The organism is Dyella acidiphila (genome assembly GCF_014863405.1).
Lineage (GTDB): Bacteria > Pseudomonadota > Gammaproteobacteria > Xanthomonadales > Rhodanobacteraceae > Dyella_B > Dyella_B acidiphila.
Genome location: NZ_JACZZA010000009.1, coordinates 119,541 through 142,608 on the forward strand (window position 1 = coordinate 119,541; position 23,068 = coordinate 142,608).

The following is a 23,068-nucleotide window of genomic DNA, read 5'->3' on the forward strand; positions in this document are numbered from 1 at the left end:
CCCTCATGCCGCACCGGTCGAACGCACAAGTGTAGCGCGTCGGCCGGATCGGCCCTGTCGGCGCGTTCCTACAGCGCCAGTCGGATCTGCGCGGTACCTGCTTCGCCCGGCAGCATCGTGGCGACGAAGCCAAGCTCCTTGCACAGTTCGAGCATCGGGCGGTTTTCCATCAGCACATAGCCCCACAGCTCGCCCAACCCGCGGCGGCGGCATTCGTCGACCAGCCGCTGCATCAGCAGTGCACCGAGGCCGATGCGGCTCCATTCGCGTTCCACCAGCACCGAGAATTCAGCGCTGTTGGCCGCCACATCGATGAAGATGCGGCCTACGCCGCGCAGCTCGGCCGGGGTTACCGTCTCGTCCATCAGCACGTAGGCGGCTTCCAGCTCGGGATCGATACGGCACAGGCGCTGCGCCATCGGCGCGGGCAGTTCGGACATGGCGTGCATGAAGCGCCGCCGCACATCCTGCGCCGGCAGGCGCTTGAAGCAGCGCTGCACGGCGGCCACGTCGCCCGGTTCGATATTGCGCAACACCAGCTCGCGGCCATCCGCGGTATGCATCGCCTCGCCCTTGGGCTGGGTGAGGACCGGCGAGCGGGCAAAGCGCTCGTTCGCAGGGGGCGGCGGCTGGGCGTGCCGGGACAGGGAGCCGAGAACGCGGGCAGAGGTCGTAGACATGTCCGTACTATAGCGTATTGTTTGCACTGCAACATGAATGAGGGGCCGGGTCAGCGATTCACGCTGGCAGCGCTAATTCGGCTCTTAAAGGGCGTGTGACGGGCCGGTACGCACATTTAAGACCAACAAAATGCTGCGGTGCGGAATTGCGAGGCCGCCTAATCAGCGATATCCGGCTCGAAGAAGCTCCAGCGGATGTCGGTGAACCGGGCCTTCATCGCCGCCTCCACGGTGTTGATGGCCTGGACCAGGCTGAGGCTGTCCGGAGTGGGTGCCATCTTCGCCTTCACGGCCACCATCACGTCCGGGCCCATCTGCAAGGTGATCAGGTTGTAGACCTGGGCCACTTCGGGGCGCTCGTGCAGGAAGGCCAGCAATTCGGCCCGGCGGCGCGGCTCCACACCCTGGCCGATCAGCAGGGCTTTCACCTCGATCGCCAGTGCGATGGCCACGCTAATCAGCAGCACGCCGATAACGATGGTGCCCAGCGCATCGAACAGCAAGTTGCCGGTAAGCATGGTGGCGCCCACGGCCAGCGCGGCCACGCACAGGCCGAGCAGGGCGGCGAGGTCTTCGCCGAAGATCACCAGCAGTTCGCTCGAACGCGTTTCGCGAAACCAGCGCCACAGGCTCTGCTCGCCACGTGCCAGGTTCACTTCATGCAGGCAGCCGCGCATTGAAATGCTTTCGGCCACCACGCCGAACAGCAGCACACCCAGCGCCAGCCACGGCCATTTCAGCGGCTCGGGATGGGCAAGCTTGTGCACGCCTTCGTAGACCGAGAACAGGCCGCCGACGGCAAACAGCAGCAACGCCACCACGAAGGACCAGAAATACAGCGCGCGGCCCCAGCCCAGCGGGTACTCATCCGAAGGTGGCTTGTTCGCCTGCCGCATGCCAAGCAGCAACAACAATTGGTTGCCGCAATCGGCCAGCGAATGCACCGCTTCGGCCAGCATGGCGCCGGAACCGGTGATGACAGCGGCGACCAGCTTGCTGAGGAAGATCGCAAAGTTGGCGCCCAGCGCCAGGAAGATGGCGCGCAGCGAATTGCCATGGCCGGACATGCAGCGCTCCCTGCTAACGAATGCCGACGCCGACACCGACGCCGAAATGGATATCCGGATGACCGGCACGCAACTCTGCGGCGGTCCAGCGGTGGAACTGCGCCACATTCACCAGCGGATACACGTAGGCGGCCTGATCCACCGCACTGCTGCGGCTGCCGTCGAGCTGGCCGCTGATCGTCACCAGACTGCCGTTCGGATAATTAAATGCTTCCAGATAACCGGCATAGATCGCGATGAAGCGGCCCAGCCCCTGCGCATTCGGCTGCGGCCGTTGCGAGGAATCCAGCGGATAGGCGAGCACTTCGATTTCCGTGTGGTCGGGGAAATTGCGCACCTCGATCACGCTGCCGCCCCAGATCACCGCGCCCTTGGCGTATTGCTCCGGCGCATGTGCCGCCTGCGCCGGTGTCACCGTGACGGTTGCTGCCGTGACCGGATAGATCGGCGCCGGCGCACAGGCCGCCAAAGCCAGTGCGGCGACCGGCAGCAGCCAGCGCAACGGGCGGAAACTCCAGTGCATGTTCATGCCGATACCCTCGCCTCGAACCCGGCCACGCATCGTCGCCGTGGAGCGATCAGCTTAGCGGGCGCGCCGGGGCGGCGATACCTTGGGCGGCGTTGCTGCAGCGCCCTGTTCCTGCACCAGCCAATCCAGCTTCCACTCGGCCGCGCGCTGTTGCGATAGCAGGCGGGCCATCGCCTGCAGCGGTTCGCGCAGCACCTGGTCGAAATTCCAGGGCGCGTTGAGGATGGCCATGCCCGAGCCGTTCAAGCGCAAGGGCGAGTCATCCGGATGCACCAGCAGTTCGGCGCGCAAGACACGCCGGGCGCTGCTGTGCTGCAACCAGCGCAGGAACGGCTGCACCTGGCTGCGCTGCTTGATCGGATACCAGATCGCGTAGATGCCGGTGGGCCAGCGTTGCAGTGCTGCCTTCAGCGTTGCTTCGATCAACCTGTATTCGGCTTCCTGGGCTTCGTAGGGCGGATCGATCAGCACCAGTCCGCGTTTTTCCTTGGGCGGCAGCAACCCCTTCAATGCTTCGTAACCGTTGCGGTTGTGTACGTGCACGCGCGGATCGTCATGAAACAATTCGCGCAGCAACTGCGCCTCGTCCGGATGCAATTCGCACAGGTGTGCACTGTCGCCGCTGCGCATGGCGCGGGCCGCTTGCAGCGGCGAGCCCGGATACAGTTTCAGCCCATGCTCGTTGCCGGGCAGCGCCAGGATGGCGTCGAGCCAATGGCGCAGCAACGCCGGCAGCGTTTGCTTTGCGCGGCCGTCCCCGCGCTGCAGATCCGGAAACAGCAGGCGCACGATGCCATCGCGGTATTCGCCGGTCTTGCCGGCTTCTTCGCTGTCCAGCGCGTAGCAGCCGCTGCCGGCGTGGGTGTCGATCAGTGCAAACGGCGTGTCCTTGGCCTGCAGCGCCTGGATCAGCGCAAACAGCACGCTGTGCTTGAGTACATCGGCAAAGTTGCCGGCGTGATAGGCGTGGCGGTAATTCATGGCGGGCGGCGAGGGAGCGAGAAGTGTGTTGCCATTCTCTCACTCCCTTGCACGCAGTGCTGCCTCAGTAGGCCACAGTGATGCGCTGGCGCAATGCGTCGTTTCGATCCAGGCGATCGAGCAAGGCCACGGCATAGTCCGGCACGCTGATGCGGCTGCTGCCGCTGGCGTCGGTCAGCAACTGGTCGCCGCCGACCCGGTAGCTGCCGGTGCGTGCGCCGTCTTCGAGCAGGGCGGCCGGGCTGATGTAGGTCCAGTCGAGGTCGGCCTTGCTGGCGCGGAATACGTCAAGGGCGCGTGCCTGCGCTTGGGCTTCCGGCTTCCATGCTTCCGGAAAATGCGCATCGTCGATCACCTTTACGCCCGGCGCCACTTCCAGGCTGCCGGCGCCGCCAACCCAGAGCAGGCGCTTCACGCCGGCACCGGGCAGTTGGTCGAGCAGCGTCGCGGCAGCGTGGGGAAGGGTGTCGCTATGGCCATCGCGGCGGGCGGAAAGGCTGGCGATGACCGCATCGGCGCCATGTGCGGCGGCGAGCCAGGTGGCGGGCTGGGCCGCATCGCCGGTCACCACCTGCAGCCGCGCATGATGCGTGCTCAAGCGGCTGGGATCGCGCACTACAGCCGTCACCTGATGGCCGCGGTCGAGGGCTTCTTGCAGGATGGCGTGGCCGACATGGCCGGTGGCGCCGAACAGAACCAGATTCATGGTTTATCTCCATCGCAGGGAATTGGGCCGGCACAGCATGCGCCCCGCGATTGATCGGATAAACGCGCCAATCGGTAATTGACTGTCAATGATGAGTTGACAATGATTCGACCATGCAGCGCGACGTCAATCTCAATCGGCTGGCCATTTTCGTAGCCCTGGTACGTGCCGGTTCGTTTACCGCGGCGGCCGAGCAATTGGGCCTGACCAAGGCCATGGTCAGCCAGCACCTGCTGAAGCTGGAACGCGAACTGGGCGTCACCCTGATCGTACGCAGCACGCGGCGCATGGCGTTGACGGAAGCCGGTGCGCTGTTTCATGCCGATTGCCTGCAGTTGCTGGAGCAGGCGCAGGCGGCGATCGAACGCATCGGCGATCGCCGCCATACGCCGGCCGGTACCTTGCGGCTGACCACTTCCACCGACTACGGCATGGCGGTGCTCGCACCGGCGCTGGCCGATTTCCATCGCCTGCATCCGCAGTTGCAGGTGGACCTGGTGATCAACGACCAGATCAGCGATCTGATCGCGGAGCGTTTCGACCTGGCCATCCGCATCGGCTGGCTGCGCGATTCCAGTCTGCGCGCCGCGCGCCTGGGCAGCTTTCGCCAGCTGACGATGGCCGCGCCGGCCTACCTGGCCGAGCACGGCCTGCCGCGGCGTCCGGATGAGCTTGCCGCGCATCGCTGGATCGCGATGTCGGCCTTGATGACACCGCTGCGCTGGACCTTCACGCGCGGCAGTGGCAGCCGCCACACGGTGCGCATGACGCAGGCGATGCAAGCCAACAACGCCGCGGCCATCCGTGCGCTGGTGCTGAGCGGCGCGGGCGTGTCGGTGTTGCCCGATTACTTGGTGCAGGAGGATATCCAGGCCGGCCGCCTGCAGGTATTGCTGGCGCAATACCGTCTGCCGGAGGGCGGCATTTATGCGGTGTATCCGGATCCGCAGCCGCCGGCGAAAGTGCGCGCCTTCATCGACTTCATGCGCCAGCGCCTGGCTGCGCGCTGATCAATCCTGATGCGGATTGTCGGCGGCGCCCAGCAGCTCCGGCGGGATCACCGCCGGGTCTTCGCGATGCAGCAGCGGATGCGCGAATACCGCCGCCAGGATCACCGCCACGCCGGCATAGAACCAGACATCCAGCTGGCGCTGTTCGCCCAGCAACAGCATGGCGAGCACGATGGCGTAAACCGGTTCCAGATTGGTGATCATCTGCGTGGCGAAGGCGCTGATATGGCGCAGCGCTACCAGCGCCAGCGTAAATGGCAACAGGGTGCAGCCGAAGGCGAGCAGGAGCAGCAGCACCGCATCATGCGCGCTGGGCCACGCAAATGCGGGTCCGGTGTGCGGCAGCAGCGGTGCCAGCAAGGTCAGGAACAGCGTGCCGGTGCCCAGCTCGATGCAGGTCACCGTGAGCGGATCGCCATGTTCGACCATGCGCTTGTTGAGCGAGCCGAACAGCGCGACAAAGATGGCCGACAACACGCCCACCGCGATGCCCAGCCGCATCTGTCCGGGTACGCCACCCGCGACCATCGCCACCCCCGGCACCACTGCGATCGCCATCGCGACCTCGCGCGGATCGAAGCGGCGTTTGGCCACCCATGGCTCGATAAAGGCCAGGAATGCCGGACCCAGGGCAATACATGTGGCGCCGACCGAGGCATTGGCCAGCTTGATCGCCGCATAGAACGTAAGCCAGTGCAGCGCTACCAGCACGCCGATGCCGGCATAGGCCAGCCGCAGGCGCATGCTCATCGCAAGCAGGCCGCGCCATACGCGCGGCGTCAGCAGCAAGGCGCCGCTCACCAGCAGCATGCGCCACCACACCAGGGACAGCGCAGGCAGCGTGATCAGTTTGCCGAGGATGGCGGTGAAGCCCCACAGCAGCACACAGAAGTGGATCTGCAGGCGGGCCTTGTTGACGGGCTGCATGGCGGCGCGAATCACGGAGAAGGGCCGCCATTCTAGCCGGCCCTCCGCAGCGTGTACGCGCCGGGCCTTACTTCTTGCTGCTGGTCGGCGGCAGCTTGCCGCTGCGCAGATCGCCCAGTACCTGCTGACAGGTATTGGCGTGCGACGACTCGCGGCTGGGCACGATCAGGGCCAGCAGCGCGGCCGGCGGCGCGATCACGCCCAGCGCCAGGGCGCCGCCGCCGCGCAACAGCAGCGGTCCGGCATGCACGCCCACGTCCGGATTCTTGAGCGTGCCTTTGACATACAGCGGCGAGCGCAGCGAGAAGATGCGCAGGCCCTTGGTGTGCGGGGTGACGTCCAGATTCAACTTCTCGTCGGCGAAGTTGATGGTGCCGTCGACATTGATGATGGCGTCGCTGGTGTCGAATACGAACAGCTTGCTGGTGAACAGGCCATCGGTGCCGCTCAGGTCGGCAGCGGCGCAATTGATCTGCACGGTCTTGTCGCCGAACATTTTGCCGATCACTACATTGGCCACGTTCAAGCCGGCGGTTTCGAGCAGGGTCTTGCTGATCGCGCCGTCGTTCATCAGCAGCTTCACTTCGCCGTTGGCTCCGCCCAGCAGGGTGGCGACCGAATTGCCGCGCGCATTCAGATCGGCATCGCCGTTGATTTCACCGAAGCTGGTGCTCATCGGCTGGAAGGTGGGGAACAGCTGCTTGAGCTGTAGATGCCGCGCGCGCATCGCCACCGCCACGTTCATCGGCTGCGCGCCGCTGTCCATGCGCAGGCGGCTGTCGATGCTGCCGCCGGCCACGCTCATATGCAGCGGATCGAGTTTCAGCAGGCCGTTGTCCAGGGTCAGATGGGTTTGCAGGGCGTTGACCGGGATCGAGCTGGGATGCTCGATATGCATGGCTTCGAAGCTGACATCGGCATCGATCGCGCGCAGGCGGTCGGTGCGGAAAGGTTCTACCGGCAGTGCCTTGTCGGCAGGCTGCTTGGTGGTGTCGCCGCGTTGCGCTTTCTGCGCGTTGCTGTCGGCGCCGATCAGCGGCGCCAGATCGACGAAGCGCAGCTGCTGCGAATGCAGGTCGCCGGTGAGCTTGGGCCGGGCGCCGCCGGTGACCACTTCCAGGTTGCCGCCCAGGTCGCTGCCGCCGACACGGCCGCGGAAATCGCGGTAGCTGAAGCGGCTGCCATGCGCATGCAGTTCGGCAGCCAAGTGGCCTTCCGTCGCGTACGGGGGGGTTTCCGGCAAGGTGATGCCGATGATCGGATACAGCTTGGCCATGCTGGTGCCGGCAAACCATACGCGCAGATCCAGCGCGCCCAGGTGCACGGGATCGGTGAGCGTGCCGACCAGGGCGATCTTGCTGTCGCCGATGTGCATGCGCGCCTGCACCGGGAACGGCTGGTCGGTCTGCTGCAGCGCCAGCACCGCGCCGGTCTTGCCGTTGCCGGTTACCGAAGTGCCCTGGTAATGACCATCCACCGTCCACGCGAACTGATAGCTGGTGCGGTTGGCATTGGCCGAGGTATCGGGCTTGGTCTTGTCCGCATCGACCGTCTTGCCCACGTCGTGGCCGACGTCGGCGCGTGCATCGTTGGTCGCCTGCGCCACGATCTGGTCGTAGGGAATGGCCTGTTGCAGCGGGGTAACGATGACCTGCAGATTGAGCCGGGTCTTGGCGTCATCCAGCGCGATGCGGCCCTTGTCGAAACCGATCGCGCCAAGATCGACGCGCCAGCTGGACGGCGTGGAACTCTGCGGCAGGTTGAACAGCCAGTTGGCCTGGCCCTGCGCATCGCGCTCAAGATCGAGCTGCGGGCCGAACAACTGCACCGATGGAATGTATACATGATGCAGCAGCAGCGGCAGCGGCGAGATGCGAATCTGCAGCGCGTCGAGCTGGCCGAATTCCGGCTGCTTGGTCCAGGTCGGATTGCCGATGTGCACGTCGCGCGCGGTGAACGTGGGCCAGGGCATCCAGCTGAAAAAGTCATGCTCGCTCGGCTCGCTCGGCTCGCGCTGCCACGCCGCGCTCAGGTCGCCCTGGATTTCGAACGGACGTCCAATCGCCGCGCTCACCCGAGTATTGATCGTGGGCTTGAGCCGATTCCAGTCGAACCATGCCACGAACAGGATCAGTGCGATGATCAGCACCAGGATGACGCCTGCGATCCAGGCCAGAATTTTGTGGCTGCGCTTCATCGCTCCTTGCCTTCGCCGAGTGGCGGCCCGCAAGCCGCGAGCCCGGGTTCACCTAACTACGGGATAGGCGAAAAAAATGTGTAATCGAGCTTAGAGGGCCGCGAAACATTCATCCGGCCCTCATCTTCTGGCCGATTGGCCTTAGTGCTTGGCATCCAGCGTGCGCGAGGGAATGTCGATGCTGCACAGGTCGATCTTGCCGGCCGGCACGGTGTAGAACGCATCGCGCCGGTTGCGCTTGGCGTCGATGATGGCCGCGAAAGTGGGGCTATCGGTGCGCAGCACCTGGATGTTTTCGCGTTCTGCTGCCGGCACATCGGCGGCAAGTCGCACCGAGACGATCGGCGTACGCTGCGCAGCCTGCGTATAGAAACCCAGTGCACCGGTGCCGCGCGTAAGGCCCGACAGATATTGCATGCCTTCGATCACGCGGCCGGCAATCGCCAGGTTGCGGTCGAGTCCGCGCGGCGCCTGGCCGATCACTGCATACAGCGAGTTGCCGTTGCCGCTGTCGGGTGCGATATCGCGGGCGACGCCGACCATGCCGTAGCAATGCGTCAGCCATTCGCGGCCGCTGGCCGGATCGCGTGCGGTGGGAAAGCCTTCGCTGAAACCTACTTGCGGCGCATACACATCGCCATCGGGCAGCGCCGTCCACGGCAGCTTGGCATCGATGGCGCGCGTGTATTCCGGCGGCAGCTTGGCCTTGGCGCTGCCCAGCGGCTTGAGCTTGCTCTTGTCGCCGCTGTCGTCGTCGTTGGGATCGCCCCACTGCGTGACGAAGTTGTCCTGCACGCGGATGATGGCCAGTCCGTCGAAATAGTGCTCGCGCACCAGGGTGCGGATGTTCTGCGCGTGCAGCGGGGTGAAGTCGGGGGCCAGTTCGATCACCACGCGCCCCTGCGGCAGCTGCATATAGAGCAGGTTGGCAGGATCGGGCGTGCGCCATTCGTCGGCCTTGGACTTGGCGATCAATTCCTTGGCCGTCGGCGTCGACTTGGCCGTATCGGCTGCCACCGGCAGGGACAACAAGCTGATCGCAATGGCCAGGGCGGCCGGAAGATGGCGCAGGTGCATGGGTGGTCCCCTCCACGGAATTGGACATGCACGGTAGCAGAGGCGCTGCGGCCGCGGCAGTGTGCCGGCGCATGATGGCGCATCCTTTAGAATGCGCCGCATCGATCAAAGGGGACGCTGCCCGTGGTATCGGAATTCCTCTACGCGTGGCTGGCAGGTCTGGCATTGCCGTGTGCACTCGGCTGGCCGCTGGCCGTACGGCTGGGATTCCACGAAGGGCCGCGTGCGCTCGGCATGATGGCCGCCTGCGGCCTGTCGCTGCTGCTGATTGCCTGTCGCGCGGTGCAGGTCTGGTATCCGCTCGCTGCAGCGGCCTGGTATCTGGCCCTGGCCTATGCGCTGGCGCTGCTGGTGCTTTGGACGGCTGGCGATGTGCGGCGTGCCTTGCGCCAGCTGCTCCAGCAGCATGCCAACGATCTGCTGCTGCTCGGGCTGATCGTTGCGGTGCTGTCGCTCGCCCTGAACGTGCCGGTGTTCAAGGGCGCGATCCAGTTCGAAGGTTCGCGCAATGCCGACTCCTTCACCTACGTCAGCAGCGCGCGCTACATGCTTGGGCATGCGTTCGATGGTGTCCCCGATTTCAGCCCGGCCCATCCGGTATTCACCATTGCGCGCCTGTATTTCGGCGACACTGCGATGCAGCCGCGTCCGGCCGGCGAGGGCTTGCTCGCCTGGCTTAGCGCCATGCGCGGCGTCGATCCGATGTATGTCTATAACGGTCTGCAAACGGCGGCGGTGATGCTGGCCGGCCTGTCGGTGCTGGTGTTCCTGCCGCGCCGTCCGTCGCGCGGTTTCGGCCTGCTTGCCTGGGTGATGCTGGGCTGTCCGACGCTGCTGTTTGTGGCGATCAATTCCAACTTTGCCAATGGCATGGCCCTGGCCGCAGCAACGGCCTATGTGGGCCTGGGGCTGCTGACCAGGCGCCGTGGCACCTTTGTGGCCGCGCTGTTGCTGCTTGGCTGCATGTTGTCGGCGTATCCGGAGTTGATCGTATTCGCAGGCGCCATTCGCGCTTTCGCGCTGATCGGCGAAGCACTGGCTACGCGCCGTTTGCGCTGGCTGTTGCAGGAGCTGTTGTTGCTGCTAGCTGAGCTGCTGCTTGCATGCCTGCTGTTGCCGTGGGCGGCCAAGGGCAGCTGGATCGACTACCTGACCACGCTGCACCTGAGCCATGCCGGTGCCTCGGATCAGGCTGGCAATATGTATGCAGGCCTGCCGCTCGCTGCGTTTGCTCTGCTGTTGCTTGGCCTGAGCTGGCAGGGCTGGTCGCGCATGCCGCAGGCCGTGCGTATGCGGGCGCTGGGGGCCGGTGTGCTGCTGGCCTTTGCGCTTGCTCAGTTGCTGATGATGGCGCGCGGCTATGGCTATGGCGGCTTCAAGATCAGCGAATATTTCGTCAGCCTGCTGGCCGGCGTCGTGGTGGCGTGTGGTGCCGTGCTGCTGGACGGCGATACGCCGTCGACGTCCACGCGTTGGCGTTTTGCAGGCCCGGCGGCGCTGGTGCTGCTTGCACTGGTCACGGTGTGGCAGGACACACGCATGATCAAACGATCCTGGGCGTTCGCCGGCGATCGGCAAATCACCCGCGACCTGGTGGCGATGGGGCAGTGGATGGATGCGCACGCGCAAGATCGGCTGATCGCCATGGGCAGTACGCCTACGCCGTTCTATTACGGTCACTGGCTGCCGTATCTCACTCGCGCACAGATGGTCTACGACTGGCGCGATCCGGATGCGGCCGGTTTTCTGTCGCCGTATCTGAAGCTGGCCGAGACGCATCACTACGCGGAAGCGGATCTGCGCTTGTCGATCGATGACATCGCGGCACCGCGTGCGAAACAGGCGGATGACGTGGCGGCTTTTGGCCGGGTCCATCTAAGCCGCCGGTAAGCGGAGAAAGCGGGTATTGGCTTACCCCGCACTCCATCCGGGGTAAGCCGGCCTGCGCGACCACGGCACCCGCAACGGGTGTTTTTTGCGGATCACTTCGCAAAAAAGTACGAAAACTGTAATATTTTGCGTATACCTTACGTCAGCCTTACGCCATCGGCGGCGTGAAATCCAAGCAGGGACTCTAACAATCGCTTGCAAAACAGCGGTTTGGGGGCGGCTTGGCGCTCGAATCTGCGGAAGGCCAGATAAGTGAGCAAATAACAAATTATTTACAACTTGCAGGGGCTACAAACTGATGAAGCGAACCTATCTTTCCCTGGCGATCACCCTGGCCTGTTGCGTGGTCTGGGGTACGGCGCCGGCGCAGACCACGCCGTCGTCGGGCGAGGCAGGCAAGGGCGAACCCGCCAGCCAGCATGTCGACGCGTCCAGCACGTCCAATACCACCACCTCCAATGACACGCGCCGTGTGCAGAACCTCAGCTCCGTGCAGGTGAGCGCGCAGGCGCTGTCGCTGGGCGGTGGACTGATGTCGGTGCAGAGCGCGCCCAAGGCCGTGTCCACGATTACGCGCGAAGCGATCGAACAGGCGCCGCCCGGCAGCAACTTCACCCAGATGATCGACACCATCCCCGGCGTGAATGCGGCCACCGACGATCCCACCGGCCTGGCCAACGGCCACTACAGCATGCGCGGCTACGATTCCTCGGATATCGGCATGACCGTCAACGGCGCCCCGATCACCGACACCGGCAGCTACTCGGTCTACGCCACCGAATACGGCGATACCGAAAACATGGGCGACATCACCGTGCTGCAGGGCATCCCGGATGTGGACATGCCCGATTCCGGCGCCAGCGGCGGCCACATCGGCTGGGCCACGATCAATCCTTCGCACCAGGCTGGTGTCGACGTCACGCAGACCTTCGGCAGTCGCGACTATCGCCGCAGCTTCGTGCGCCTGAATACCGGCGACCTCGGTCCGGTACGTTCGTGGCTGTCGTTCTCCGACAACAGCGCCGACAAATGGCGCGGTGCCGGCGACATGAAAGTCACCAAGGTCGATGGCAAGTCGCTGTGGACGATCAGCGACGGCAATTCGATCAGTGCCTCGCTGCAGTACAGCCGCATCCACAACTACAGCTACGAAACCGTCTCGCGTCAGCAGGTGCAGCAGAACGGCTACGACACCGACTACAACACGCGCTGGATTCCCACCAGCGGCCTGACCGGCACGGCGCTGAAGAACGCGATCAGCAACAACACCTATTACTACGGCCTGCGCACCAACCCGTTCAGCAGCTACATGTTCAGCCTGGATGGCGAGTTCACGCTGGGCGACAACCTGCATCTGTCGGTGATTCCGTATTACTGGTATGGCGACGGCGGTGGCGGCGGTGCGGGCACAGTGACGGAAAGCACGGCCACCACCAACCGCTACGGCTACACCAACCAGGACATCACCGGCGACGGCAAGGTGGTGAACAACGCGCAGGGCGTGGTGTATTCCTATTCCGCCGCCACCACCTACCGCCCGGGCTTGGTGCTTACCTTCAACCAGGATTTCGGCCTGGACAACAGCCTGGAATACGGCGTGTGGTACGAGCGCTCGCGCAAGAGCCAGGCCAGCTCCTACCTGCAGGTGGATGGCGCGACCGGCACGCCGCTGGATTTCTGGGCCAACTCCGACTTTGTGCTGTATCCCAGCGGCAAGCCGCAGCAGTACTACCGCGAATACACCAATACCGAAATCAAGAAAGGCTTCGTCACCGACAACTGGACACCGAACGACCAGTGGACCTTCACCGCCGGCCTGAGCTACCTGTGGGCCAACCGCTCCGGCTTTGTATTCGATTATCCGGGCTCCACCGCCGGCTCGATCAGCAAGCAGCAGACCTCCAGCACCATCGACAGCAGCTGGCACAAATTCCTGCCGGCGGCCGGGGTCAAGTTCCAGCTGGATGAGAAGAACCAGTTCTTCATCGGCACCGGCAAGACCTTCCGCGTGCCCAGCAACACGGTGGCCTTGCTCAATGCGCTGGCCGGCCAGGATCTGAAGGCGCCGGAAACATCGTGGAACACCGACCTGGGCTACCGCTATTTCGGCGACACCATCTCGGCCAGCGCAGACCTGTACAACAGCAACTACAGCAACAAGCAGGAAAGCGCCTACGACGAAGCCAACGGCCAGACCTACTACACCTCGGTACGCCGCATGCACATGCGTGGCTTCAACAGCGAGGCCAGCTACAAGTTTGCGCCGGACTGGACCGTCTATGCGTCCTACACCTACACGCAGTCCAAGATCGTGGGCAGCATCAATGGCGGCGGCAACGGCATTTATGCCACCGACGGCAAGCTGATGCCGGATACGCCCAGGAACATGGGCAACCTCAGCATCAGCTACAAGAACGAAAATTTCTGGGCCAGCCTGCGTGCGCGCGTAACCAGTTCGCTGTACAGCGATTACCTCAATACCGACAGCGTGGGCGGTTTCACCACCTTCAACTTCAGCGCCGGCTACAACTTCGGCGATCTGGGTTGGCTGAAGAAAACCTACCTCAAGCTCAACGTGGTCAACCTGACCGACAAGCAGGCTTTCAGTTACGTCAGCTCCGCACCGCTGCTGGCCCAGGCCGGTGCCAAGCAGTATCCCGGTCCGTTCACCGGCACGCCCTACTACGGGCTGCTGGCGCCGCGTACTTACATGATCACCATCGGCGCTTCCATTTTCTGATCGCCGTTTCCGTTTTGCTGCGCCGGCGCTTTGGAAGGGGCGCCGGTTTTTTTTGCGTTGGCTTATGCCGATTTGGCGCAATCGAGTGCGCGCTCTTGTAAGTTCAAAGCAGGTTATTGATAATAATTCTCATCAAAGAGGTGGCCAGCTCGATGCCAGCAGCCTGACCGTGTCGCCAAGCCTGAATCGCCCTGCTGCGATTCGCGGGCGACTGTGCTGACTCGCTACGGGGCCTAATCGCGTGAATCATGTTTTGTCGTCCGGCCGTCTTGCGGCCGCTGTCCGTCTGCGTCGCCGACGCTTCCCATCGTCCATCCGCATCGTGGCAGCCGCACTCGCTGCCGTGCTGGCGGCGCAGCACGGCAGTGCATACGCCGGCACTGCGTCTTCCACCGACGACAGCACCGATACCAGCAAGAACAGCGCGCATGCCAAGACGCTGTCCGGCGTAAGCGTGACCGCGCAGACGCATGCCGGCTATGTGGCCGATAGCGGCAATGCTGCGACCAAGACCGATGCGCCGATCATCGAAACGCCGCAGTCGATCTCGGTGGTAACGCGCAAGCAGCTGGATGACCAGCAGCCGCAAAGCCTCAACGAGGCGCTGCGCTATTCCCCAGGCGTGGTGCCGGAGACCGAAGGCACGGCATCGAATTTCTGGAGCGGCAGCAGCCTGCAGCTGCGCGGCTTCACGCCGGCGGTATATCAGGATGGGCTGCAGGACGATGCCACCGGCAACGATCTGCTCGATCCGTACTTCTATCAAAGCGTGGAAGTGCTGGCCGGACCCGCCTCGGTACTGTACGGGCAGGCTAGCCCGGGCGGCATCGTCAACATCACCAGCAAGCTGCCGACGGCGACGCCTTTGCACGAAATCACTTTCGGCATCGGCAACTACGATCGCTACCAGGCTGGTTTCGATGTGGGTGGCCCGCTCGACCAGAGCGGCCAATGGCTATACCGGCTGACCGGCGTGGGTGCCACGCAGGACACGCAGACGTCGTGGATCAAGCACAAGCGCATCGCCATCGCGCCGGCAGTGACCTGGCGCCCGGACGAAAACACCACGCTTACCTTGCTCACCAATTTCACCTACAACCCGGCCGTGGGCGATTACTCCTATGTGCCTGCCTACGGCACCGTGCTGCCCAATCCCAAGGGCAAGATTTCTTCCGACTTCAGTCCGGGCGATCCGAACTTCAACAAGACCGAGCAGCGCATCAGCGAGATCGGCTACCAGTTCCAGCATCGCTTCAACGACACCTGGGAGTTTCAGCAAAACTTGCGGTTCACCGACAACCGCAACCAGGCCAATATGATCTGGCCGCTGGGCCTGGAAGCCGATGACGAAAGTCTCGACCGCTACGCGTGGATCCGTCGCGAAAGCTCGCGCTCCTACCTGCTCGATAACCGGCTCAAAGCGCAATTCGACCTGGGCCCGCTGCAGAACACGCTGCTGCTGGGCGTGCAGTACACGCGCATCCTGGAAGACTGGACCTGGGGCGCGAACATGAACCTGCCGCCGATCGATGTGTTCAATCCCGTGTATGGCGTACCGATCCAGGGGCCGGATCCGAACAGCTTGTCCGCGGAAAAAAACTGGGCCAGGCAGACCGGTGTCTATCTGCAGGACCAGCTCAGCCTGGATCACTGGCGTTTCCTGCTGGGCCTGCGCCAAGACTGGACGGATGAAAAGCAGACCGGCAGCTCCGCCTCGCTGGATCTGGCCAACCAGACCGACAGCAAGCTCACCTGGCGCACTGGTGCGGTGTATCTGTTCGACAACGGACTGGCGCCGTATGTCAGCTATTCCACCTCGTTCCAGCCGCAATTCGGCGATATCACTGCCAGCGGCGCGGCCGCGATACCGACCACGGGACAGCAGTACGAAGTGGGCCTGAAATATCAGCCGCCGAACAGCAACAGCTTGCTCACGCTGGCGATTTACAACCTTACCGAGCAGAACGTGCCGGAGACCGATCCGCAGAATCCGGGCTTTGTGGTGCAGGTTGGTGAAATTCGCTCGCGTGGCGTGGAGCTGTCCGATCGCATCAGCCTCAGCGACAACTTCAACCTGATTGCCAGCTACACCTACACGGCGTCCACCTATGCCCGCTCCGACGTGACGGCCACCGGCGTAAACGGCGTGAGCACGCCGGTGCAAGGCAAGGACCAATATGGCGTGCCGCGCAATGCAGCATCGCTGTGGGCCGATTACACCCTGCATGGCTCGTCGCTCAGCGGCCTGGGCTTTTCCGGCGGCGTGCGCTACATCGGGGCCACTTATGGCGACAACGCCAATTCGTTCCGGGTGCCGGCCTTCACCCTGGTGGATGCCGCGGTGCATTACGACCTGGGCGGAATCGACGCCGCCTTGCACGGGCTGAAACTCCAGCTCAACGTGGCCAATCTGCTGGACAAGTCGTATATCGCCGCCTGCACCAGCGGCAGCGACTGCAATTTCGGCCTGCGCCGCACTGTTTACGCTAGCGCCACCTACGATTGGTGAACACCATGACGGCAGCCCGCAAGCTCAAGCGCTGGTACGTCATCCACACCTGGAGCAGCCTGATCTGCACGGCGTTCCTGCTCTTGATCTGCGTGACCGGCCTGCCGCTGGTATTCCGCGACGAGATCAACCAGTGGCTGCAGCCGCACCAATATCAGGCGCTGCCCGCGGATACGCCGATGGCGAATCTCGACCGCGTCGCCCAGGCCAGCCGCGCGATGTATCCGGGCCAGCTGATCGCATCCATGTTCATCGATGACGACGAACCGCAGATCATGGTGTGGATGGTGCCCTCGTTCGAGCAGATGCGCGCCGATCCGGATGTGATGCATGCGATCCGCTTCGACGCACGCACGGCGCAGGTGCTAGAGACCGAGGGCGACGCGGCGGCGCGGCGCAAGACGTTTATCGACATCATGCTGGCGCTGCATCGGGATCTGTTCCTCGATCTTCCCGGCGAATTGTTCATGGGCCTGATGGCCGTGCTTTTCGTGCTCGCCATTGTGTCCGGCGTGCTGCTATATGGCCCGTTCATGAAAAAGCTGCCCTTCGGCACCGTGCGCGCTGAGCGCAGTGCGCGGGTCAAATGGCTGGATCTGCACAATATGCTCGGCATCGTGGTGCTGGCCTGGACCCTGGTGGTGGGCCTTACCGGCGTGATGAACGAGCTGTCCACGCCGCTGTTCGCCCTATGGCAACGCACGGATGTGCAGACCTTGCTGGCTTCGTATCGCGGCAGGTCCGTGCCGGAGCAGGGCAGTCTGCCGTCGGTGCAGGCCGCGTTCGACACCGCGCAGCGCGCCGTGCCCGGCATGCGCCTGACCAGCGCAGTCTTTCCGGGCAATCCATTTGGCAGTCCGTACCACTATCTGTTCTGGTCGGAAGGCGACAGTTCGCTTACCTCGCGCCTGCTTACACCGGTACTGGTCGATGCCAACAGCGGCCAGTTGAGCGCTGTGGTCGGCATGCCCTGGTATCTGCGCGCACTGGAAGTGTCGCGGCCGCTGCATTTTGGCGACTACGGCGGCATGCCGCTGAAAATCCTGTGGGCGCTGCTCGACCTGATCACTATCGTGATTCTCGGCAGCGGCCTGTATTTGTGGATCGCGCGGCGCCGGCATCAATCGGCGCGGCTGGCGCGCATCGTCACCGCACATGAGCAGCAGGCAGCTGCCGGGGTGCTTCGATGAGCCGGCCCGAAACCACGCGCCGTGGCGGGCGGATCTGGGGCGTGCCCACGATCCTGGCTGTGCTTACGGTATGGGGCTTGCTGTCGGCCTTGCTGGGCGATCGCCTGCTATGGAAGGTGATCGCCTGGATTGCGTTGCTGATCCCGGTCGTCGTCGCAGCCTGGTGTTCGCTGCGACGACGGCGGGCTTGATGCGGTAAGCCGCATCGAGGTGCCGGCCGATTACTTGGATTCGGCGCACTGGTCGTTGGGGCAGGCGAAGTCCACTTCGGTGCCGCGGGCTGCCATCAAGTTGATATTGGAGCGGGTGTCCGTGGTTTGCCCCGACTTCTCCAGCGTGACTGTGTAGTCGCCGGCCGGAAGCGAGCCGATCTTGTAGCGGCCCTTGGCATTCACCGTTTCGTGGCGGTGCAGGCCGGTGGAGCTGATGGCGGTTACCACTTCTCCGGCGGGCGCCTGGCCGAACATGGTTGCCGTGGTCGACTGGGCGCGGGCTGGCGTGACGCATACAGCGCTGACGATGGCGGCGACGACAAGCGCGCCGCGCAGGTGGCGCCGAGCGGCGCCGCTTTGCAAATATTCAAGGTTGTTCATAAGAATTCCTGTTTCGCGGGTGACAATGCGAGCGAACTGCTTTAGGCCGTCCAGCGGCCTGTTTTTCCCGGTAGTGAATGAACGCCTTGCCTGCTGGCAAAGCCATGCCGGATTGCGTCCTAGCGTCGGCTGTATGCGATGTAGCTCCCTATGCGCCGGTTATTTGCTCCCGGCTGTTATCGACCCGGCCCCTACCGGGTCACCCCACCTCGCATCATTCGCTTCCGTTGCGCAGTCGTCAAATGCCATACGTCCTGACCGCATGCAGACAATCGTAAGATCCTAGTCAGGTTTGCCGCTTTCGAATTGCGCGGCGAGCTGGCGCAGCTGCTTTTCGCTCCAGCTCAGCTGACCGGATTGCAGCTCATCGATGATGCCGTTGAGCCATTTGATTTCGGCCTTCAGCAACTGCTGCCGGTATTCGTCGTCCAGCATGCAAAAGCGCGGCAGGCCCTTGCCCAGCCAGTGCTTGCTCTCGGCCGACGCTTCGGCCAGCTGCTGCTTCAGTGTTTCGCTGCGGCGACGGAATTGAGCCAGCACCACGTCCGGCGAAAGCGCCATCACCGTGGCGAGCGCGGCGGGGAATTCGTTGAACTCGCGGCGCGGTTCGCCGAGCATGCCTTCGAGCCATGCATAGAACGTTTTTTTGCCCAGCGGCGTAATTTCATACACCACCCGCTCCGGGCGCCCTTCATCCTGCTGCGTCTCGCGCACACGGATCAGTTCGGCCGCCAGCAGCTGCGCGATCGTCTGATACACGCTATTGCGCTGCGCCACATTGACCACGTTGTGCTTGCCGCGCTGCTTGATCAGCTCATGCATGCGATAGGCGTGGGAGGGCGCTTCCAGCACAAAGGACAGCACCACCATCGCCAGTGGCGAGCGTTGTCGGGGGCGTGGCTTCATGGGTGCTCCGAGCAGGCTTGGGGCGTCATCTTGCGCGCATAGTCATTTTATGTCTATATATAGTCATATTATGACCTATGAGGCCGGCTTGCCGGGTAAAGCGGCGCGTGGACAGCCTGCAGTTGTTGATCGGAAGTGGCGGTATAGCCGGCATGGCCAGCGCGTGGTGCTGGTCAGTGCTGCTGTGCCTGCATCGACGCCCGGTTCGGCATCGCGGGTTCAGGCGGCCTCGTTGATGGGGTGAACAAGCCGCTGAGGCCCGCACATGTGCGGGCGCGAGGGCGCCTTGATGTGTGCCCCCGATAGCTATTGTCCGAATGCCGCAGCGATGCGCGAGTCTGCGCAACCGCCGCAATGCGCTGCCGATCGATATGCGCGCTCCAGTTGTGGGCGCCATCAGAAATTAGGACGGCAACTGACGTCGAATACCTACGTAAATTTCATAGATTCCTTACAAGACGGGCAAGGAAAGTTCGAAGGGATTGCCGCCGAATGCATGCCAATTTGTCTAGCCAGCAGATGCGTTATTCGGCGCATGACTTATCGTAAAGGAATGAAGCAGTGAGCAAGATCAAGAAGCGGGTGCTATCGCTGGCCCTGGCCGGTGGACTGGTGCCCTGTTCGTGCATCCACGCAACCGATATTCCGTTGGACTTGTTGAAGGTGGACAAGGACGTGACAAGCCCGGCATATCGCCTTGGCATCCGTGTCGGCGTGAACGGTGCCCCGTCACGTGAGTACCTGTTTGATACCGGAGCGCCGATGTTCTCGATCGCCACCGGCTATTACGGCGACGTGGCGTGGTTCCCGAACCGGTGGAATGCGCTGACAACCTATCCCTACAGATATAACTACGGCAATTTTGCTTTCGATCAGCAAAATGCGCATATTTCAAGCATCCAGTTCTACGGCAACGCTGGCTCCGATCCGGTCGGCAGCTATGCGCCCGCCGAAGGATTTTCAGTGGCGGCGATTATCGGGCGGCTGGACAACGAGGAAGATTTGACTGCTGCAGGCGATCAAGGCGTGAAGGTCGGCGATTACTATCTGAACCTCAGTTGGCAGCAGCGCATCAATCAAGGTCTGGCGCCGGATATAGGCGGCTTTTACGGGATTTTTGGTGCGGGCGACTTCGTGCCAAATTCGAAGCTTACAAGTCCCAGTCCGCTGGGCATGCTTACCAGCACAGGCTATATCGTCGAAGCAAACGGCACACCCGGTGCGCCTGGTGGTTGCGGGCAAGCTTGCCTGATCCTTGGATTGACGCCGGCCCTGCGCGCGCAGTTTCTAAGCGTGGTGCCATGGATAAGTACGGCCGAAAACCCGAACTACCTGGCCACCTTTCCGGTGTCTGGTGCGAATGCCGCGCAACAGTTCGACACCATGTTCAGCTATACCTATGGCGATGGCTACACAGCTACGTTGCCTACCTTGTTCGACACCGGCGCTCCAGAAATCTTCATCAATGACGACGGCCTGGCCAAACATTCGGGCGGTACGCTGACGATCGCCGGAACATCACCCGGGGCGCAGCCTTTTTCCGTCGCAAATGCCGTCGATCCCGGCGATCCCAGCAACAGAGTCAATTTTGGCGAGGCGATTGACGGGGTTGCCGGCGGCACCTCCCTTTTCGGCATTTATTTTTTTCTGCATAACGCGGTGATGTACGACCTGGAAAACAAGGCCACCGCCTATACGCCGTTCTATGTCACGGAAGCGCCCATCACGACGGATTTCGTCGTCACCAAAGCCATGGGGCCGCTTGGCTTGGCCGGCGAGATTTCTGGAGCGGGTGCTTTTACCGTGACGTCAGGAGGCGTAGCGAACCTCAGCGGCAGCAACACCTACACCGGGCCCACCAACGTGGGGCAGGGGGCGTGGCTAGGCTTGGCTGGTCCAGGCAGCATTGCCTCCTCGTCAGGTGTCCGGGCAGACGGCACCTTCGACATCTCGCGTGCTTCCAGCGGCGTCGTGATCCAGGCCCTGTCCGGCACCGGCACGGTCAGTCTGGGCGCCAATACGCTGGAACTCGGCAACGCCAGCGGTAGCTTCGATGGCCAACTGGCGGATGGTGGACTCGGCGGCGGTACCGGTGGTGGACTGATTATCGCCGGCGGTAGGCAAAGCTTGACGGGCGTCAATACCTACACCGGCCGCACTGGCATAGGCCAGCATGCGATGTTGGACCTCGCCGGATCGATCGCCGGATCGATGATCGATGCCGGCGTACTCAGCGGGCACGGCCGTGTTGGTGGCGATCTTGCCGTAACGGGCCTGATCGCGCCCGGTGGCATGGGTACCTACCAGGCACTGAGTGTCGGCGGCAATTACAGCCAGGCTGCCGGGGCTACCTATGTGGCGCAATGGGATCCGCTGCAGCCCGGCGTGTCCAGCCAGATCCTGGTCGGCGGCAATGCGGCGCTGGCAGATGGTGCCGTGGTCAAGCTGATTTCGTCTGGTGGCCAGGTCTTTACGCCGGGTTCCCGCTACACCCTGCTTACCGCCGGTCAGGGCGTGAACGGTACTTACACCTTGCTCGGCAATACGTCGCTCAGTGCGGTGCTGTCCCTCAAGCCAGTCTACGACGCCCATCATTTCTATCTCGAAGTTGCCCAACGGCGTTCTCTCCCCAGTTTTGCGCAAACGCGCAACCAGGCTGGCGCGCTGGCAGGGGTGCAGTCGCTTGCCGGGCATGTTTCGGAACCGAACGCGGCGGATGCTGCGGTGAGCTATCGGCAAATCGATGCGGCGTTGCCGTTGCTCGACACACCCTTCGCTTTGCTGGCGAACATGCAGAGCGATGCACAGATCCGCTATGCCGCCGATCAGCTTTCCGGCGAAATCTACGCCAGCGTGAAAAGCACGTTCCTCGAAGACAGTCGATTCGTCCGGGACGCGATCACCACGCGTCTGTATGAAGCGGGCGCGGATGGACAGGGCCACGATACATCTTCCAGTCAGTCGGTACGGACACATCCCAGTGGGGTGGCCACATGGGGGCAATTCGTCGGCTCCTGGGGGCGCAACGATGGCGATGCCAACCATGCTTCGTTGTCGCATACGCTTGGCGGATTTTTCGCAGGTGCGGATACGGCAGTGGGCGGCAATACGCGTATCGGACTTATGGGCGGCTTCACGCAAAGTTCGATGAATAGCGCCCGGCGCGGTTCTCGCGCATCCAGCAGCAATGCGCACCTGGGCATCTATGCGGGCACGCAATGGGGTGGGTTGGGCCTCAGCCTTGGCGCGGCCTATGCGCGGCAGGATTTCAAGGCCGATCGCAGCATTCTCTTTGCCAACTATGCAGGCAGCACGCAGGGTAGCGGCAACGCCTATACCGCCCAGGTTTTCGGCGAGGCTGCCTATCGCTTCCAGTTCAATGCACTCGCGCTGGAGCCGTTCCTGCGCGGTGCCTATGTTCGATTGAACACGAATGGTTCGCAGGAACGAGGCGGCATGATGGCCTTGTCAATAAGCGGCGACCGTAGTGCGCTTGCCTACAGCACCCTGGGTGCGCGTGCGTCCAGCCGGTTTGATCTCAATGGCGATGCCTTTGAAGCGCATGCCAGCCTGGGATGGCGGCGTGCATTCGGCAATGTGCAGCCGGAGGCCTCCTTGGCTTTTGCCAAAGGCAGTCCATTTTCGGTTGTAGGCATACTAGTCGCACACAATGCTTTGGCGGTAGATACCGGGCTGGACCTGCACGTGAACAAGCAGGCAACCATCAGCCTGGTTTATAACGGCCAGCTTTCCCTGGATGCAGTGGATAGCGGCTTCAAGGGCGGTTTTACCTGGCAGTTCGAGTAGCAGCCATGAGACATTGCGCCGGCCATTGTGCTGTCCTTGGGTGGAGACGTTTGACGGGGCGATGCCGTTGGCATCGCCCCTGGTTCTTGGCCCGGTAAAGATTGCTGAATCCGAGACGATTTAGGGTCGGCCCGCGTTGTGTTGACTGAAGCATGACCAACGGCCATCACGCGCGCAAATTTCATCGCTCTCCTATAGAGCGCCAATGCGAAAGCCTGGAAAGATCATCGCGAGAAGATTGCCGATTCGAGTGATTGGC

17 protein-coding genes are annotated in these 23,068 nt (G+C 63.0%); 7 read left to right on the forward strand and 10 right to left on the reverse strand.

The window, feature by feature from the left end:
• Positions 1–68: 68 nt before the first annotated feature.
• From IGX34_RS15040 to IGX34_RS15060, 5 genes are all read right to left on the reverse strand, one after another.
• Positions 69–680, reverse strand: coding sequence for a GNAT family N-acetyltransferase (locus IGX34_RS15040; RefSeq protein WP_192556542.1), 612 nt, complete (start codon positions 678–680; stop codon positions 69–71).
• 158 nt (positions 681–838) lie between these two features.
• Positions 839–1,747: a cation diffusion facilitator family transporter gene (locus IGX34_RS15045; protein WP_192556543.1), complete on the reverse strand. Its 909-nt coding sequence runs from the start codon at positions 1,745–1,747 to the stop codon at positions 839–841.
• Between the two features lie 13 nt (positions 1,748–1,760).
• On the reverse strand, positions 1,761–2,276 hold the full coding sequence (locus tag IGX34_RS15050) for a Slp family lipoprotein (protein WP_225737487.1): 516 nt from the start codon (positions 2,274–2,276) through the stop codon (positions 1,761–1,763).
• 54 nt (positions 2,277–2,330) lie between these two features.
• Positions 2,331–3,257, reverse strand: coding sequence for a 23S rRNA (adenine(2030)-N(6))-methyltransferase RlmJ (locus IGX34_RS15055; RefSeq protein WP_192556544.1), 927 nt, complete (start codon positions 3,255–3,257; stop codon positions 2,331–2,333).
• Between the two features lie 64 nt (positions 3,258–3,321).
• On the reverse strand, positions 3,322–3,963 hold the full coding sequence (locus IGX34_RS15060) for an NAD(P)-dependent oxidoreductase (protein ID WP_192556545.1): 642 nt from the start codon (positions 3,961–3,963) through the stop codon (positions 3,322–3,324).
• 113 nt (positions 3,964–4,076) lie between these two features.
• Here IGX34_RS15060 and IGX34_RS15065 point away from each other — a divergent pair, with 113 nt between their 5' ends.
• Positions 4,077–4,973 (forward strand): LysR family transcriptional regulator, encoded by an 897-nt coding sequence (locus tag IGX34_RS15065; protein WP_192556546.1) that lies wholly within the window; start codon positions 4,077–4,079, stop codon positions 4,971–4,973.
• On the opposite strand, the gene IGX34_RS15070 is transcribed toward IGX34_RS15065, so the two are convergent.
• From IGX34_RS15070 to IGX34_RS15080, 3 genes are all read right to left on the reverse strand, one after another.
• Positions 4,974–5,900, reverse strand: coding sequence for a DMT family transporter (locus tag IGX34_RS15070; RefSeq protein ID WP_192556547.1), 927 nt, complete (start codon positions 5,898–5,900; stop codon positions 4,974–4,976).
• 67 nt (positions 5,901–5,967) lie between these two features.
• A complete protein-coding gene (locus IGX34_RS15075; RefSeq protein WP_192556548.1) occupies positions 5,968–8,097 on the reverse strand; it encodes an AsmA family protein in 2,130 nt (709 codons plus the stop codon).
• A 141-nt stretch (positions 8,098–8,238) separates the two neighbouring features.
• Complete coding sequence (locus tag IGX34_RS15080) at positions 8,239–9,174, reverse strand: peptidylprolyl isomerase (RefSeq protein ID WP_192556549.1); 936 nt, start codon at positions 9,172–9,174, stop codon at positions 8,239–8,241.
• A gap of 123 nt (positions 9,175–9,297) precedes the next feature.
• On the opposite strand from IGX34_RS15080, the gene IGX34_RS15085 reads away from it, so the two are divergent.
• From IGX34_RS15085 to IGX34_RS15105, 5 genes are all read left to right on the forward strand, one after another.
• The gene (locus IGX34_RS15085; RefSeq protein WP_192556550.1) at positions 9,298–11,064 is read left to right on the forward strand and encodes a hypothetical protein; all 1,767 of its coding nucleotides are present in this window, start codon (positions 9,298–9,300) and stop codon (positions 11,062–11,064) included.
• 298 nt (positions 11,065–11,362) lie between these two features.
• Positions 11,363–13,804 (forward strand): TonB-dependent receptor, encoded by a 2,442-nt coding sequence (locus IGX34_RS15090; RefSeq protein ID WP_192556551.1) that lies wholly within the window; start codon positions 11,363–11,365, stop codon positions 13,802–13,804.
• 241 nt (positions 13,805–14,045) lie between these two features.
• Positions 14,046–16,313, forward strand: a complete 2,268-nt coding sequence (locus IGX34_RS15095; protein WP_192556552.1) for a TonB-dependent siderophore receptor — start codon at positions 14,046–14,048, stop codon at positions 16,311–16,313.
• Between the two features lie 5 nt (positions 16,314–16,318).
• Complete coding sequence (locus IGX34_RS15100; protein ID WP_192556553.1) at positions 16,319–17,503, forward strand: PepSY-associated TM helix domain-containing protein; 1,185 nt, start codon at positions 16,319–16,321, stop codon at positions 17,501–17,503.
• Positions 17,500–17,694, forward strand: a complete 195-nt coding sequence (locus IGX34_RS15105) for a hypothetical protein (RefSeq protein ID WP_192556554.1) — start codon at positions 17,500–17,502, stop codon at positions 17,692–17,694. The genes IGX34_RS15100 and IGX34_RS15105 overlap by 4 nt, the downstream gene beginning before the upstream one ends.
• 30 nt (positions 17,695–17,724) lie before the next feature.
• Here IGX34_RS15105 and IGX34_RS15110 read toward each other — a convergent pair whose 3' ends face one another.
• Together IGX34_RS15110 and IGX34_RS15115 are read right to left on the reverse strand one after the other, a co-directional pair.
• Positions 17,725–18,096 (reverse strand): carboxypeptidase-like regulatory domain-containing protein, encoded by a 372-nt coding sequence (locus IGX34_RS15110; RefSeq protein WP_192556555.1) that lies wholly within the window; start codon positions 18,094–18,096, stop codon positions 17,725–17,727.
• A gap of 282 nt (positions 18,097–18,378) precedes the next feature.
• Positions 18,379–19,002: a PadR family transcriptional regulator gene (locus IGX34_RS15115; protein WP_192556556.1), complete on the reverse strand. Its 624-nt coding sequence runs from the start codon at positions 19,000–19,002 to the stop codon at positions 18,379–18,381.
• 561 nt (positions 19,003–19,563) lie between these two features.
• Here IGX34_RS15115 and IGX34_RS15120 point away from each other — a divergent pair.
• A complete protein-coding gene (locus IGX34_RS15120; protein WP_192556557.1) occupies positions 19,564–22,809 on the forward strand; it encodes an autotransporter domain-containing protein in 3,246 nt (1,081 codons plus the stop codon).
• Positions 22,810–23,068: the final 259 nt, after the last annotated feature.